At 73.2% G+C, this 13,057-nt stretch carries 15 protein-coding genes; 2 read left to right on the forward strand and 13 right to left on the reverse strand.

Annotated elements, in window-relative coordinates:
* Positions 1–6 precede the first annotated feature (6 nt).
* The 11 genes from AC4BG9_RS08885 to AC4BG9_RS08935 are packed head-to-tail and all read right to left on the reverse strand — an operon-like array spanning position 7 to position 9,142.
* Positions 7–441: a Zn-ribbon domain-containing OB-fold protein gene (locus tag AC4BG9_RS08885; RefSeq protein WP_490570732.1), complete on the reverse strand. Its 435-nt coding sequence runs from the start codon at positions 439–441 to the stop codon at positions 7–9.
* Positions 438–1,586 (reverse strand): acetyl-CoA acetyltransferase, encoded by a 1,149-nt coding sequence (locus tag AC4BG9_RS08890; protein ID WP_490570733.1) that lies wholly within the window; start codon positions 1,584–1,586, stop codon positions 438–440. The genes AC4BG9_RS08885 and AC4BG9_RS08890 overlap by 4 nt, the downstream gene beginning before the upstream one ends.
* A complete protein-coding gene (locus AC4BG9_RS08895) occupies positions 1,583–2,050 on the reverse strand; it encodes a MaoC family dehydratase (protein WP_490570734.1) in 468 nt (155 codons plus the stop codon). Before AC4BG9_RS08895 ends, AC4BG9_RS08890 begins: the two co-directional genes overlap by 4 nt.
* A complete protein-coding gene (locus AC4BG9_RS08900; RefSeq protein WP_490570735.1) occupies positions 2,047–2,559 on the reverse strand; it encodes an FAS1-like dehydratase domain-containing protein in 513 nt (170 codons plus the stop codon). Before AC4BG9_RS08900 ends, AC4BG9_RS08895 begins: the two co-directional genes overlap by 4 nt.
* On the reverse strand, positions 2,556–3,797 hold the full coding sequence (locus AC4BG9_RS08905; protein WP_490570736.1) for a Rid family hydrolase: 1,242 nt from the start codon (positions 3,795–3,797) through the stop codon (positions 2,556–2,558). The genes AC4BG9_RS08900 and AC4BG9_RS08905 overlap by 4 nt, the downstream gene beginning before the upstream one ends.
* Positions 3,794–5,188: an MmgE/PrpD family protein gene (locus AC4BG9_RS08910; RefSeq protein WP_490570737.1), complete on the reverse strand. Its 1,395-nt coding sequence runs from the start codon at positions 5,186–5,188 to the stop codon at positions 3,794–3,796. Before AC4BG9_RS08910 ends, AC4BG9_RS08905 begins: the two co-directional genes overlap by 4 nt.
* A gap of 2 nt (positions 5,189–5,190) precedes the next feature.
* On the reverse strand, positions 5,191–6,471 hold the full coding sequence (locus tag AC4BG9_RS08915) for a CaiB/BaiF CoA transferase family protein (protein ID WP_490570738.1): 1,281 nt from the start codon (positions 6,469–6,471) through the stop codon (positions 5,191–5,193).
* Positions 6,472–6,476: 5 nt separating this feature from the next.
* A complete protein-coding gene (locus tag AC4BG9_RS08920) occupies positions 6,477–7,505 on the reverse strand; it encodes an LLM class flavin-dependent oxidoreductase (RefSeq protein ID WP_490570739.1) in 1,029 nt (342 codons plus the stop codon).
* 10 nt (positions 7,506–7,515) lie between these two features.
* Positions 7,516–8,082, reverse strand: a complete 567-nt coding sequence (locus AC4BG9_RS08925; protein ID WP_490570740.1) for a MaoC family dehydratase — start codon at positions 8,080–8,082, stop codon at positions 7,516–7,518.
* Positions 8,079–8,819, reverse strand: a complete 741-nt coding sequence (locus AC4BG9_RS08930) for an alpha/beta fold hydrolase (RefSeq protein WP_490570741.1) — start codon at positions 8,817–8,819, stop codon at positions 8,079–8,081. The genes AC4BG9_RS08925 and AC4BG9_RS08930 overlap by 4 nt, the downstream gene beginning before the upstream one ends.
* Positions 8,816–9,142, reverse strand: coding sequence for an antibiotic biosynthesis monooxygenase family protein (locus AC4BG9_RS08935; RefSeq protein WP_490571069.1), 327 nt, complete (start codon positions 9,140–9,142; stop codon positions 8,816–8,818). Before AC4BG9_RS08935 ends, AC4BG9_RS08930 begins: the two co-directional genes overlap by 4 nt.
* Before the next feature lie 48 nt (positions 9,143–9,190).
* Here AC4BG9_RS08935 and AC4BG9_RS08940 point away from each other — a divergent pair, with 48 nt between their 5' ends.
* Entirely contained in the window at positions 9,191–10,030 is an 840-nt protein-coding gene (locus AC4BG9_RS08940; RefSeq protein ID WP_490570742.1) for a hypothetical protein, read from the forward strand.
* A complete protein-coding gene (locus AC4BG9_RS08945; RefSeq protein ID WP_490570743.1) occupies positions 10,027–10,887 on the forward strand; it encodes an NAD-dependent epimerase/dehydratase family protein in 861 nt (286 codons plus the stop codon). Before AC4BG9_RS08940 ends, AC4BG9_RS08945 begins: the two co-directional genes overlap by 4 nt.
* A gap of 120 nt (positions 10,888–11,007) precedes the next feature.
* Here AC4BG9_RS08945 and AC4BG9_RS08950 read toward each other — a convergent pair whose 3' ends face one another.
* Together AC4BG9_RS08950 and AC4BG9_RS08955 are read right to left on the reverse strand one after the other, a co-directional pair.
* Positions 11,008–12,387, reverse strand: a complete 1,380-nt coding sequence (locus AC4BG9_RS08950) for a hypothetical protein (RefSeq protein ID WP_490570744.1) — start codon at positions 12,385–12,387, stop codon at positions 11,008–11,010.
* On the reverse strand, positions 12,384–13,034 hold the full coding sequence (locus tag AC4BG9_RS08955) for a neocarzinostatin apoprotein domain-containing protein (protein ID WP_490570745.1): 651 nt from the start codon (positions 13,032–13,034) through the stop codon (positions 12,384–12,386). The genes AC4BG9_RS08950 and AC4BG9_RS08955 overlap by 4 nt, the downstream gene beginning before the upstream one ends.
* Between the last annotated feature and the right edge of the window lie 23 nt (positions 13,035–13,057).

The raw sequence follows: 13,057 nt of genomic DNA on the forward strand, positions 1-13,057 counted from the left end.
TGCCTCTCAGGTCTCGGTGCGGGGGGTGAAGTAGGGGACGGCCCGGCCGTCGTCGAGGTCGGCCCAGGCCACGACGACGGGGTCGTCGATCCGCCAGCCGCCGTCCGCCGGCTCCGCGGGCTCCAGGCGGGCGAGCACGACCGGGCCCTCGGCCAGGCGGACGCGCGCCACCGTGTAGGGCACCTCGACCTCGGGCCGGGGCGCCCGGTGCACCACGGTGAAGGTGTCCACGACCCCGGTGCCCGCGACCTCGGCCTGCGCCAGGTGGTCCATCGAGCCGCAGCCGGTGCACAGCGCCCGCGGCGGGTGCTGCACGTGCCGGCAGGCCGCGCACTGCTGCACCGTGAGCCGGTGGCGCTCGGTCGCCGCCCAGTAGTCGCCCGTGTTCTCGTCGGCGGGCGGGACCGCGCCGGGGGTCCAGGTGACCAGGTGCCGGCTCATCGGTCCACCCCCAGGACGACCGTGGCGTGGGTCGAGAGGATCCCGCCGGTGCCGTGCGCGACGGCCACCTCGGCGCCCTCGACCTGACGGGCGCCGCACTCGCCGCGCAGCTGGCGCACCGCCTCGACGAGGAGCAGGACCCCGAACTGTCCCGGGTGGCAGTAGGAGAGCCCGCCCCCCGAGGTGTTGAGCGGGAGGTCGCCCCCGGGTCGGATCCGGCCTCCCTGGATCAGCTCGAGCGCCTCCCCCTCGCCGCACAGGCCGAGCGCCTCGACGCTGAGCACGGTGGTGAGGGTGAAAGAGTCGTAGACCTGGACGACGTCGACGTCGGCGGCGGTGACGCCGGCGCGGGCGTAGGCGTCCTGGACGGCGCCCCGCGCCCCCGGGACGGTCAGGTCGCTCACCGCGGTGAACGAGGTGTTCGTGGTCCGCTCGCCGTAGCCGAGCACCTCCACCGGCCGCCGGGCCAGGTCGCGGGCGCGCTCCAGGGAGGTCACCACCACCGCTCCCCCGCCGTCGGTGACCAGGCAGCAGTCCGCCGCCGTCAGGGGCGAGGAGATCATCGGGGAGTCGACCACGTCGGCGACGCTCAACGAGCCCTTCTGGTGCCGGAAGGCCTTGGGGTTGAGCAGCGCCCACTCCCGGGCGGCGACGGCGACCTCGGCCAGCTGCTCACGGGTGCCGCCGTAGCGGTGCAGGTAGGCCTGCGCCGCCATCGCGTAGTACGACAGCGGGAACAGCGGGTCGTAGGGCTCCTCGAAGGCCGCCTCCGGCACCCAGGGCTCGTGGACGCCGCCGAGGCGGCGCGAGCGGGCCGAGCGCTGGTTGGAGGCGAAGGAGATCACCACGACGCTGGCCTGGCCCGACTGGATCGCCTGGGTGGCGCGGGCGAGGTACATCTCGAAGGCGCTGCCGCCGGCGAAGGTCGAGTCGGTCCAGGTGGGCACCACGCCGAGGTAGTCGGCGAGCTGGGTCGCGGAGAAGCGGGAGATGCCGTTGGTGGCGAGGCCGTCGACGTCGGCCAGGGTCAGCCCGGCGTCGGCCAGCGCCCGGGTGACCGCCTGGGCCTGCAGCGTCAGGATCGACTTGCCAGTGACTCCCAGGTCGCACTCCGCCGCCCCGGCGATCGCGACGCCGGTGCTCATGCGGCCCCCGGCCCGTCGGGCGTGCCGAGCAGCACCTCGGCGCGGGCCGGCGCGGCGGCCGCCCGCCCGTCGGTCCCGTCCTCGGCGACCACGACGACCTTCAGCTCCACGGTGAGGCGCTCGGCGCCCACCTCGGTGACCGTGCCGCTGCAGCGCAGCCGCTCACCGGCGAAGACCAGGTTGCGGAAGGTGAACTCCAGCCGGTGCACGAACGACTGGGGGCCGAGCCAGTCCTGGAGCATCTCGACCAGCAGCGCGCCGTAGACCTGGCCGTCCACGATCGGGCCGGGGAGTCCCTTCTCCGCGACGTACGCCGTGTCGTAGTGCAGCCGGTGCCAGTCCCAGGTGGCGCCCGCGTAGGCGACCATGTCGGTGAGCCCGATCGTGCGCTCCAGCGGCGGGACCGGGTCGCCGACGGCGATGCTCGCGTGGTCGGCGAAGACGGTCGGGAAGCCCTCGCTCATGCCTGCTCCGTCCCGCTGCGGGCGAGCTCGACGAAGATGATCGTCTCCGCGTTCTCCGCCAGCAGCTCGTCGTCCTGGTTGGTGTAGGTCGCGGTCGAGGCGATGACCAGCATCGCGCTGCCCGAGCCGGTGACCTTCTCGGTGACCGAGGTGATCCGCCAGGTCGCGGTGACCACGTCCTCGGGGCGGATGCGGCGGTGGAAGGTGTAGGAGTTGCCGCCGCGGACCTGGCGGGTGTGCGGGATGTCGAGGTCCCAGGTGTGCCCGGCGTAGCCCTCGTGGTCCATCGGGAGGCCGGCGTACTGGTTGGTCTCGCAGACCAGCGTCAGGGGTGCGGTGACCCCCGCCAGGCCCTGGGCGCGGGCGTAGTCGGGGTCGGAGTACAGGGGGTTGGCGTCGCCGGTCGCGAGCCCGAAGTAGCGGCCCGCGGCGGCCCCGAACGGCTCCGGCGCGGTGTAGACCTTGGTGCGGCCCTCGAGGGCGCGCACCTCGTCGGTGAGCAGGCTCATGGGCGGGCCTCCTGGGTGACGGCCCCGGCGGAGGCCGGGTAGAGCGCGGTCGGGAAGACCTCCAGCAGGAACTCGGGGCGCAGCAGGCTGTGGCACAGCGCCCCGGTCGAGGCCGGCCACGGGGGCCCGAGGAGCCGCTCGCGGACCTCGGCGACCGCCTTGTAGTCGCCGACGGCCGACTCCACGCAGTACTCGGTGGTCTCCAGCAGGTCCGCGGGCCCCAGGCCCGCGTGCTCGAGCAGGTGCAGGATCGCGCCGTAGGTCGCCTCCGCCTGCTTGCCCAGGTCGCCGGCGTGCAGCGCCTGCTGGGACTCCATGTCGAGGGCCGCGAAGCCGGACATGAACAGGGTGCGCCCCGCCTTGACGCCCGGCGCGTAGGTGAGCGTGTCGTAGCGCGACCAGCCGGGGTTCACCAGCTCGAGCGGGTGCCGCGAGGCGGTCACGTCGATGGCCACCAGCGCGCCGGGGGCGTGCAGCCGGCTCATCAGGATGCCGCCGGCTCCCGGGTAGACGCCCCCCTCGTTGTCGCCCAGCAGCTCCTTGCGGACCTTGTGGGTGCCGCGGTAGACCGCGCGAGTCTCCGGGGTCGAGTAGTCGTAGGTGGTGACCGCGTGGCCGAGGGTGAGCCCGACCGACTCCAGCAGCACGCCCGCCCGCTCCAGCACGTAGCGGTACTGGGAGACGAAGTCGCCCTCGAAGACCACGTCGCCGTGCTCGTCCACCGGCGTCACCGTCGGCAGGTAGACGACGCCGTCCTCGCCCTCGGTGATCGAGGAGGCCTGCCAGGTGCCGGCGTCGCGGACCTCGGAGGCCACCCGGAGCTGCCGCCCGCCGCCGCGCACCGCGTGCAGCTCGACCTCGAGCCAGGCGGCACGCCGCACCAGGCGCTCGACCACCACGGTGCGCACGGTCGGCCGGTCCCCCAGCAGCTCGCGGCGCACCCCGGCCGCGTCCTGGTAGGCGTGCAGCCCGGCGATCGTGACGTTCTCGCTCACCCGGGTGACGTCCTCGGGGCCGAAGCCGGCGCCCTCGAGGATCGCCAGGCACTTGGCGTAGGCGATCCGGGCCTGCTGCTCCATGGTGCCCTCGACCGTCATCTTGCCGAGCGCGGGATCGTGGCGCGCCGAGGTGTGCCCGGAGGTCCAGGCGGAGTCGCCCTCGGTGAGACCGAGGCAGAAGGTGTAGCCCTGGTAGGGGAACCAGTCGAACGTGTCGGGCTCGATGGCGGAGAGCGTCATGCGGGGACCTCCAGGGGTGCGTCGGCCGCCGCGGCGGCACGGGTGAGGAGCAGGGTCAGGTCGGTGGCGCCGGGCAGGGCGAGGACCGCCTCGGCCAACGCGTCGGCCAGCGGGCCGGCGTTCCCGGCGAGCTTGGCGCGCAGGTCGGCGTCGGCCAGGGGGGCCGACCCGCCGCCGGGGCTGCGGTCGACGTGGCCGGTGACGGTGCGCCCGTCGGCCAGCGTCAGGACCACGTCGCCGGCGGCGTCGGCGGCGACCCCGTGGCCGGGGGTCTCCTCCCAGGTGATCCGTGCGGCGAGCGCGCTGATCTCCGGCCGCTCGAGCTGGGCGGGTGCGTAGGTCTCCACCCCTACGTGGCCGTCCAGGAGCAGGGCGGCGACGCTCCACGGCAGGCTGAACTTGGCGGCGTACGGGCTGGCGGGGTGGGCCAGGTCGCGGTCGGCGACGCAGACCACCGACGCGGAGTCCGGGTGCACGGAGGCGTGCAGCGCCACCACGTCGTCGGCGCCGGCGCCGGCGCCGGCGAGGCCCTGGGCGGCCGCGGCCATGGTGGCGTGGGCCAGCTGGCAGGTCGGCCACGGCTTGATCCCGATCCGGGTGGTCTCCCACACCGAGCCCAGGTCGCGCAGGATGACCCGGACGTCGACCGGTCCGGTGGCCAGGGCGTCGTAGACCCCGTGCGGGCCGTCGAAGACGGTCTCGGGGCCGGTGGCCCCGGCGGAGGCGAGACGGGCCGCCAGGATGCCGGACTGGGAGGCGAAGCCGGGGTGCAGCTGCTTGGTGCTGGCGCCGGTGGCCAGGAAGGCCAGCAGGCCGCCGGCCTGGCTGCCGGCGATCCCGAGGGCGTGGGTGGTGGTGGCGGCGTCCAGCCCGAGCAGCCTGGCGGCGACCGCCGCGGAGGAGAAGACCCCGGCCACCATCGTCGCGTGCAGACCCGCCGCGTGGAAGCCGTGCGGGGCGGCGGAGGCGACCCGGCAGGCGACCTCGTAGCCCACGACCGCAGCGTCGAGGACCGCGCGGCCGCCGGCACCGACCTGCTCCCCCACCGCGAGCGCGGCAGGGAGCACCACGGCGGTGGCGTGCACCAGGCCGCCGGCGTGCGTGTCGTCGAAGTCGAGCGCGTGCACGAGCGTGCCGTTGGCCAGCGCCGCCGCAGGCGCCGAGATCCGGGTCGAGGTGCCCAGCACGGTGGACTCCGCCGGGCCGCCGAGCCCGGTGGCCACGGCGAGCGCCGGGGCGGCGGCGTCGGCACGTACGGCGGCGACCGCGGTGCCCAGGCCGTCGAGCAGGTGGCGCAGCGCGGCGGCGTCGACCTCGGCGGGCACCGCCAGGTCGCCGGTGACCCAGCGGGCCAGCTCGGCGGCGGTGCTCAGGGTGTGGTGCGCGGGCATCCTCAGGCCTCCGCAGCCCCGGACGCCTGGGCCACGTTCACGTGCTCCTCGGCCTGGGGTGCCGCGCCGAAGGCACCGGCGGCCTCGAGCTCGGCGATCCGGGCCGCGTCGTAGCCGGCGACCTCGGTGAGCACCTCGAGGGCGTGCTCGTTGCGCTGCGGGGCACGGCGGTAGTCGGGCAGCTCGGCGCCCACCCGCACCGGGGAGGCGACCTGGGTGACGGTGCCGTAGCGCGGGTGCTCGGTGGTGACCAGCATGTTGCGGGCGACCAGGTGCTCGTCCTTGAGGGCGGCCTCGACGTCGTTGATCGGGCCGCACGGGATCGCGGCCGGGTAGCACAGCGAGAGCCAGTGGTCGACGGTCTCGGTCGCGAAGATCGCCTCCAGCGCGGCGGTCAGCTCGGCGCGGTTCTGCTGGCGCAGCGTGAAGGTCGCGTACGGCGACCCCTCCTGCGCCCACTCCGGGTGGCCGATGACCTCGGCCAGCCGGACCCAGAACTTCTCCTTGGCGCACCCCACCACGAACCAGCCGTCCCGGGCCTCGAAGGCCTGGAAGGGGACGAGCGAGGGGTGGGCCGAGTGGCTGATCCGCTTCGGCGTGTAGCCGGCGTTGAGGTGCCAGGTGGCGGGATAGGTGAGCATCGCCATCGCCGTGTCGTAGAGCGAGACGTCGCAGTCCATGCCGACGCCGTCGCGCCGGGCGGCGTGCAGGCCGGCCATCAGCGACAGCGCGGCCACGTAGCCGCCGGAGAAGTCGACCAGCGAGAGACCCGACTTCGTCGGCGGGCCGTCCGGCTCCCCGGTGAGCTCCATCCAGCCGGCCAGGCCCTGGAGCACGTAGTCGTAGCCCGGCTCCTGCTGCCGCGGCCCGGTCATCCCGAAGCCGGACAGCGAGCAGCAGACGATCGCGGGGTTGAGGTCCTTGAGCTGGTCGTAGGTGATGCCGATCTTCTCCGGCACGTCGCCGCGCAGGTTGGAGTAGACCGCGTCGGCGTTGCGGACCAGGTCCTCGAAGACCGCCCGCCCCTCGGGCGTCTTGATGTCCAGCGAGATGGACCGCTTGTTGCGGTTGAAGGTCTCGAAGAAGAGCGAGTCCTCGCCCTCGAAGTACGGCGGCACGTAGCGGCCGACGTCGCCGCCCACCCGCGGGTCCTCGATCTTGATCACGTCGGCGCCGAGGTCGGCGAGGTGCACGCTGCCGAAGGGTCCCGCTCCGTACTGCTCGAGCGCGATGATCCTGACGTCCTGGAGCGGCTTCATGCGCTGGTCCGGCTGCTGGCTCATGTGCGTCATCCTTTGGTGAGGGTCTCGATGAGGCCGATGACCTCGTCCTGGCCGGCCCGGACCTGCGCCGGGGTCAGGCCGTGGGTGGGGGCCGACAGCTTCACCGCGTCGGCGAGGCCGCGGTAGCCGTCGATCTGCTCCATCACGCGGTCCCGGTCGCCGTTGAGGGTGATCGCGTCCACCATCTCGGGGGTGACCGCGGCCGCCAGGTGCTCGGCGCCCCGGCCGGAGCCGAAGACCTCGATCACCTCCTGCTGGGCCTCGCCGAGGCCGTGGAACTCGAAGAAGTCCGCGTAGGAGCGGACGCTGGCGTAGAAGCCCACGTGGCCGCGCACCCGGTCGACGGCGACGCGGGGGTCCGGGTCCACCGAGCAGCAGGCCGAGACGACCAGCTCGATGTCGGAGCGGGTGCGCCCCTCGACCGCGGCGAGGCCCGCCTCGATCTCGGGGAGGGTGCGCTCGGCGAGGTACTTCGGGGAGCAGAGCTCGTGGCTGATCCAGCCGTCGCCGATGCGCCCGGCCAGCCGGGTCATCGCCGGGCCCATCGCCGCCAGGTAGACCGGGATGCGGGTCCTGCGGACCGGGTAGGGACGCTCGTAGCCGCGGATCCGCATCGGCTCGTGCTCGCCCTCGAGCCGCATCTCCTCGCCGCGCGTCGCGTGGGAGACGAAGTGCCGGACGTTGCGGACCACCTCGTCCAGGTGACCCACCGGCTTGCCCCAGCGGGCGTGGTGCCACTCCTCGTTGAGGCGCTTCACCCCCGTGCCCAGGCCCAGGATGAACCGGCCGTCGGCCAGCTCGTCGAGGTCCAGGGCCTCCAGGGCGGTGACCATGGGGCTGCGCACGAAGGCCAGCTGGATGGCCGTGCCGACCTGGGCGGTGCTGGTGGCCTGGGCGATCGCGGCCGCGCTCACGCTGGCGCTGCGGTGCAGCTCGGGCACCCAGATCACCTCGGCGCCGGCCTCCTCCGCGCGGCGCGCCGCGTCCACCAGCTCTGCCAGGGTCTCGCCCCACGGGGCGAAGGTGATCCGCATCGTCGTCGCCTCAGTCCTCGGCGAGGTCGGTGCCGGCCAGCAGCGAGCGCTTGCCCTCGGGGAAGATCCCCTCGAGCTGTTCGGCCCCCTGCTTGTAGACGTAGAACATGCGCTTGAAGGAGCACACCTCGTCGCCGTGCTGGTTCAGGGTGCGGGTCTTGACCGTGACGATGCCGGCGTGCGGACGCTTGGCCGACTCGCGCTTGTCCAGCACGACGGACTCGCTGAAGAGGGTGTCCCCGGCGAAGACCGGGTGGGTCATCCGGATGTCGTCCCAGCCGAGGTTGGCGAAGGCGTTCTGGGTGAGGTCGGTGACCGACTGACCCACCGCGATGGCCACCGTCAGCGTCGAGACGACCAGCGGCTTCCCGAACTCCGAGCGGGCGGCGTACTCGCTGTTGAAGTGCATCTGGTTGGTGTTCATCGTGAGCAGCGAGAAGGAGATGTTGTCGTGCTCGGTGAGGGTCCGGCCGAGCGGGTGCTGGTAGACGTCACCCACCTCGAAGTCCTCGAAGAACCGGCCCTGCCACCCGGGCTTGAGGTTGGCTGCGGAGGATCCCTGCTCGGAGGTGGTCATCGGAGACCTTTCGTGATCGGGTGCGTCGTGCTGGTCGGGTGCTGGTCGGAGGGGTCGGGTACCTGCGCCAGGAGCAGGGCGGCGACGAGCTCGGGCGCGGTCAGGGGCGCGTCGTGCCCGGCGTCCAGCACGGTGGGCTCGGCCCCCTGCGCCTCGAGCCGGGCCCGGGTGTGGGTCGAGGGGTAGCCGGCGGGGGTGCGCGCGCAGAAGGCGAAGACCTCGCGGACCTCGGCCGGCACCGCGGGCACCGGGTCCAGCGCCGGACCCACCGGGCTGGCGCTCAGGCGCGCGTCGATCCAGCGGGCCGTCTCCTCGTCGTACTCGCCGGAGTCGGTGGGGACCGGACGCGCCGGGACGAGGTCGCCCCGCTCCGGGAGCCGGGCCGGCGGCGGGCCCAGGTCGACGGCGCGCTCGCCCGCGACGGGCACGGCCGCGTCGAGATGGACCACGCAGGCGATCCGGTCCGGGATCCGGGCCGCCACCGACGAGGTGACGAGACCGCCCTGGCTGTGCCCGACCAGGATCACCTCCCGCAGGTCCTCCAGGAGGATCAGTCGGCTGACCTGGTCCGACCAGACCTTGAGGCCGGTGACCTCCCGGACCCGCTCGTGGTGCTCGCCGGCGCCGACCAGGCTGGGGGCGTGCACGTCGTGACCGGCGGCCACGAGGTGCGGCCGGACTGCGCGCCAGGCCCAGCCGCCGCGGAACGCGCCGTGCACCAGGACGAACGTCGTCATGCCCCCGCCTGGGGGTCGGCCTCGTCGAGGACTACCTCGAGGTACTCGCGGGGGTAGGAGTCGTAGGGCTCGAGGTGCTCGTACATGAGCTCGGTGTGCTCGACGTAGCCCTCGGCCCGCGTGCACGCCTCGTAGCTCTCGACGGAGTCGAACCAGCGCAGGTGGGTGAAGTGCTGGCGGTCCTCCACGCCGCGCACCAGGCGCCTGCCGCGGAAGCCGGGCTGCCCGGTGAAGAACCGTCCGAACTCTCCGCTTAGCGAGATGTAGGCGCTCGCGTGCTCCTCACCCGGCTTGGTGCGGGCCTGACTCACCACCACGATCATCGCGTCCACCTCCTGACAGAATAGATCATATATCTATACTCTGTCGGCATGAGCAGCAGCGCCCAGACCAGGACCATCCACGAGTTCCTCGCAGCCAACCCGGACGTCGACAGCTCCGAGCTCTGGGCCGAGTTCTGGCAGATCCTCGGCGAGGCCAAGGAACGGATCGTGGCCGAGCTCCCGGTGCAGCCCCACCCGGCGAGCGAGGGCCTGGACTACTGGGCCACCGAGGACGAGAGCTACGAGGGCTCGATGAGCACCTTCGTGGGCGATCGTTCCGCAGCGGGTCCGGACGCGGAGGGCCCGGCCGTGGAGTGGCTGGTCCACTCCTGGATCGGCAACCGCAGGAACTCGATCCTCGACATGAACCTGCAGGTCTGGCTCGGGCCGGAGATCGACGTCCCGCACCTGATCCTCGTCTTCGGCACGATCCCGCAGATCTTCTTCTACAGCGAGCTCGTGGCGCGGCGGGACCTGATGGTCGACGCCGACTACCTCGCCCGCTACTACGAGCCGGAGAACGAGAAGTTCCTGGCCCTGCGCGGCGACGACCGGTTCACCTGGTCGGTCAGCCACGGCACCTACATGCGCGCCTTCCTCTCCCCCGTCGCCCACTCCTACGTGGCCGACCGCACCGAGGACGTCGTGGAGACGCTGCGCCAGGTGGTCCGGGACCGGGTGGACACCTGGCTGGGCTGGGTGCGCGAGGCCGTGGCGACCCCGGTGGAGGAGCGCGCCGCGCTCCGTGCCCGTGACCACCGCGTCCGCACCCTCGGATACACCCTCGACCCGATGAACGAGCTGTCCAAGAAGTTCCTGGGCGCCGAGCGGGTCGATGAGCTGGTCGCGGTCCGCGCCGGCTTCACACAGATGGAGGAGAACGCATGAAGGTCCTTGTCATCGGAGCCGGGTTCGTCGGCTCCGCCGCGGCCGACCAGCTGGGCGCGCTCGGGCACGAGGTGACCGTCACGGCCACCAGCCCCGAGAAGGTCGCCACGCTCCGCGAGCGCTTCCCCCGCGCCGTCGTGCTGCGCGGCTCCGACGAGGCGACGGTCCGCGAGGCCGTGGCCGGCCAGGACGTCGTCGTGGTCACCGCCGGCCCCTCGGCGTCGGGCTCCATGACCCCCGAGGGCCGGGCGAAGACCTACCGCGACGTGCTGGTCACGACCGCCGAGAACGTGGTCGCCGCCGCCGACCCCGGGACGCGCCTGGTGGCGCTCTCCTCGCTCTCGGTCTACGGCGACGCCGCCAACCACCTCGACCTCATCGACGAGTCGGCCCCGGTGACCACCTCCGACGACCCGAGCCCGAGCAACTTCCTGGCCATGGAGCGGGTCTACGCCTCGACCGGCGCCCGGGCCACCATCTTCCGGTGCGGTGACATCTTCGGTCCCGGCGACCCGCCGATCGCCGAGAAGGTCGCGATGGCGCACAAGTTCCTGGGCGGGTCCGTGCCGTTCTCCGGTGAGGCCCTGCTCTACCGGCTGCACGTGGCGGACGCCGCCGACGCGGTCGTGCACGCGGTGCACGCCGAGACCGACGGGCTCTTCAACCTGACCCACGCGCAGGTGCCGCCGACCAACGCCGAGCTCTTCGACCGACTCTCGGCCGAGCAGGGGCTGCCGGCCCTGGAGTACCGCGGCGAGATCGCCTCGCCGTCCTCGCCCATCTCGGTGGAGCGGCTCACCGCGAGCGGGTTCGAGGCCTCCCGGTCGTTCGACCCGGCGCTCGCCGCCCTGGCCTGAGGCACGCCGGCCTCAGGCACGCCGGGGCCCGCGGGCCGCGCAGACAAAGACCACCGGGGTGGGCCGTCGGCCCACCCCGGTGGTCTTTGTCGTGGTACTGCGCCTGTCGTGGCGCGCCGGTCAGGCTCCCTGGCGGCGTCGCGGCAGGTGGAGGAACAACGCCACGCCCGCCAGCACGAGCGCGCTGGACCACAGCCCCAGCATCGCCAGCGGCGCGCCCGACCCGGTCTGCGGCAGGGTGCTGGTGCTGGGAGTGCCGCCGGCCGGCGTGCCACCACCCGGCGTGCCACCACCTCCGGGGGTGCCACCACCCGGGCCGGACTCGGCCAGGTCGCCCACGCCGAAGGTGGCCGCGCCCAGGGCGCCGTCGCCCTTCACCGTGCACTCGGCGCTGATCTTCACCCCGGACATCTCGCCGAAGGCGAACGAGAAGCCGGTCACCTCGACGTCCGCCTCGTCGGCCGAGCTGTTCATCTGCGCGGTCAGCGTCGGCACCGGCACCGTGCCGTACGGCTCGGCGTTGACCGTCGAACGTCCCTTCAGCGCCACGGCCGTGCCGCCCATCTTGGCGTTCATGGTGACGTCCATGGTGCCGTTCTCGATCGGCACCGGGGCCAGGCCCGGGATCTCGCTCAGGCTCGCGGCCAGGGAGACCTTCTGGTCACCGTCCTTGGCGCGCGAGCCGGCCAGCCGGACGCTGGGGGTGTAGTCGAAGTCGCTCGCGAAGGGCTGCAGCAGGCAGCCGTAGGTCACCTTCCCCGACGCGGGGCTCCCCTTGCTGCCCGAGCTCTTCGGCTCCTTGCCCTTGCCGGAGTTCTTGGTGGGCTCCGGCTTCTTGCTGGGCTTCTCGGTGGGTGTGGCCGTCGGCGTCGGGGACGCCGACGGGGCCGGGGCCGGGGTCAGCGTCGGGACCGGAGTCGCCGTCGGCAACGGACCGACCGCGCCGTCCACGCCGACATCGCCGACCGCCCAGGCGAGGGTGGTGCCCTCGACCGGGCAGTAGGTGGGCAGCACGTAGCCCATGGCCGCCGCGTCGATCTGGATGTTCGTGACCACCACCGCGAGGGGGGTCGCCGCGCCCGGGATCGTGGCGGACACCTTCGGCACCGGCACCGGCGCGTTGGCCGGGACGTCGACGGGTCCGCCCGCACCCTCCAGCGTGACCGGCGTGCCGTTGACCGTCGCGGTGATCTTGGCGACGGTCTTGGCGTCCTTGAGCCCGATCGGCACGATGCCGGCCCCGCCGGGCTTCGCCAGGTCGTTGGCCTGGATCTCGAGGTAGGTGTTGGTCCCGTCGGTCTGCGCGGCCACCGTGAGGGAGGCCGCCCAGTCGAACGACGGGAAGTAGGGCCGCTCCGGCGTCGGGGCGAGGTGCGCGGTCTGGCACGTGACCGTCTGCGAGGAGGTGACCGGTGCGGCCGAGGCGGGCGCGGCGATGCTCAGGCTGAGGGCGGCCAGCGAGGTGGCGGCTGCGCCGGCCAGCAGGCGACGCGCCCTCACGCGACGCCCCCCAGGCGACGGGCACCGAGGCCCAGACCGGCCCCGGCCAGCAGCAGCACGACCGCGCCGAGCACGGAGAACGCCACGACCTCGCCGGCACCCGTCTTGGGCAGGGTGTCGTCACCACCGACGGGGGCCGCCTCGTTCCCGGTCGCGGTCTCCTCCTCGACCTCCTCGCCACCCGCGTCCTCGGTGGCCGGCTCGGTGGACCCGCCGCCGAAGGTGATCGGGATGACCACCTGGTTGGCCGCGACCGTGGCCGCGTCCTGGACGGTGGGCAGCGGGGCGGCAGCGATCACGCACTGCACCTTGGTGCAGTCGTAGGAGCCGAACTTCTCCTTGACCACGATGGTGAAGGTCCCGATCGAGCCCGATCCGTCGGCGTTGCGGAACGTCGCCCCGCCCTGGAGGTTGCAGTGGCTCGGGCCGGTGTAGCCCTCGATGCACTGCCCGGCTGCGATCTGACCCATCCCGGGTGCGAAGCCCTTGCCGGTGAGTGTCACCTCCTGGCCGTCGGTGAGACCGTCCTTCGCGCTCACGTCGAGCGAGGGGCCGGCGGCGAAGCCCGGCGGGGCGCCGACGAGCGCCACCACGAACAGCGCGATCGTGGCCGCCAGGGCCTTGGCGAGTCTGGCTGTGCTTCGCATGGTGGTTCTCCTCGGGTCGGCCT

This window comes from Nocardioides sp. Z40_12 (assembly GCF_058215795.1).

What these genes read in the sequence shown, in the direction of transcription:
- AC4BG9_RS08885 (WP_490570732.1), bottom strand. Translation starts at nt 441, where the DNA reads ATGAGCCGGCACCTGGTCACCTGGACCCCCGGCGCGGTCCCGCCCGCC.
- AC4BG9_RS08890 (WP_490570733.1), bottom strand. Translation starts at nt 1,586, where the DNA reads ATGAGCACCGGCGTCGCGATCGCCGGGGCGGCGGAGTGCGACCTGGGA.
- AC4BG9_RS08895 (WP_490570734.1), bottom strand. Translation starts at nt 2,050, where the DNA reads ATGAGCGAGGGCTTCCCGACCGTCTTCGCCGACCACGCGAGCATCGCC.
- AC4BG9_RS08900 (WP_490570735.1), bottom strand. Translation starts at nt 2,559, where the DNA reads ATGAGCCTGCTCACCGACGAGGTGCGCGCCCTCGAGGGCCGCACCAAG.
- AC4BG9_RS08905 (WP_490570736.1), bottom strand. Translation starts at nt 3,797, where the DNA reads ATGACGCTCTCCGCCATCGAGCCCGACACGTTCGACTGGTTCCCCTAC.
- AC4BG9_RS08910 (WP_490570737.1), bottom strand. Translation starts at nt 5,188, where the DNA reads ATGCCCGCGCACCACACCCTGAGCACCGCCGCCGAGCTGGCCCGCTGG.
- AC4BG9_RS08915 (WP_490570738.1), bottom strand. Translation starts at nt 6,471, where the DNA reads ATGAGCCAGCAGCCGGACCAGCGCATGAAGCCGCTCCAGGACGTCAGG.
- AC4BG9_RS08920 (WP_490570739.1), bottom strand. Translation starts at nt 7,505, where the DNA reads ATGCGGATCACCTTCGCCCCGTGGGGCGAGACCCTGGCAGAGCTGGTG.
- AC4BG9_RS08925 (WP_490570740.1), bottom strand. Translation starts at nt 8,082, where the DNA reads ATGACCACCTCCGAGCAGGGATCCTCCGCAGCCAACCTCAAGCCCGGG.
- AC4BG9_RS08930 (WP_490570741.1), bottom strand. Translation starts at nt 8,819, where the DNA reads ATGACGACGTTCGTCCTGGTGCACGGCGCGTTCCGCGGCGGCTGGGCC.
- AC4BG9_RS08935 (WP_490571069.1), bottom strand. Translation starts at nt 9,142, where the DNA reads ATGATCGTGGTGGTGAGTCAGGCCCGCACCAAGCCGGGTGAGGAGCAC.
- AC4BG9_RS08940 (WP_490570742.1), top strand. Translation starts at nt 9,191, where the DNA reads ATGAGCAGCAGCGCCCAGACCAGGACCATCCACGAGTTCCTCGCAGCC.
- AC4BG9_RS08945 (WP_490570743.1), top strand. Translation starts at nt 10,027, where the DNA reads ATGAAGGTCCTTGTCATCGGAGCCGGGTTCGTCGGCTCCGCCGCGGCC.
- AC4BG9_RS08955 (WP_490570745.1), bottom strand. Translation starts at nt 13,034, where the DNA reads ATGCGAAGCACAGCCAGACTCGCCAAGGCCCTGGCGGCCACGATCGCG.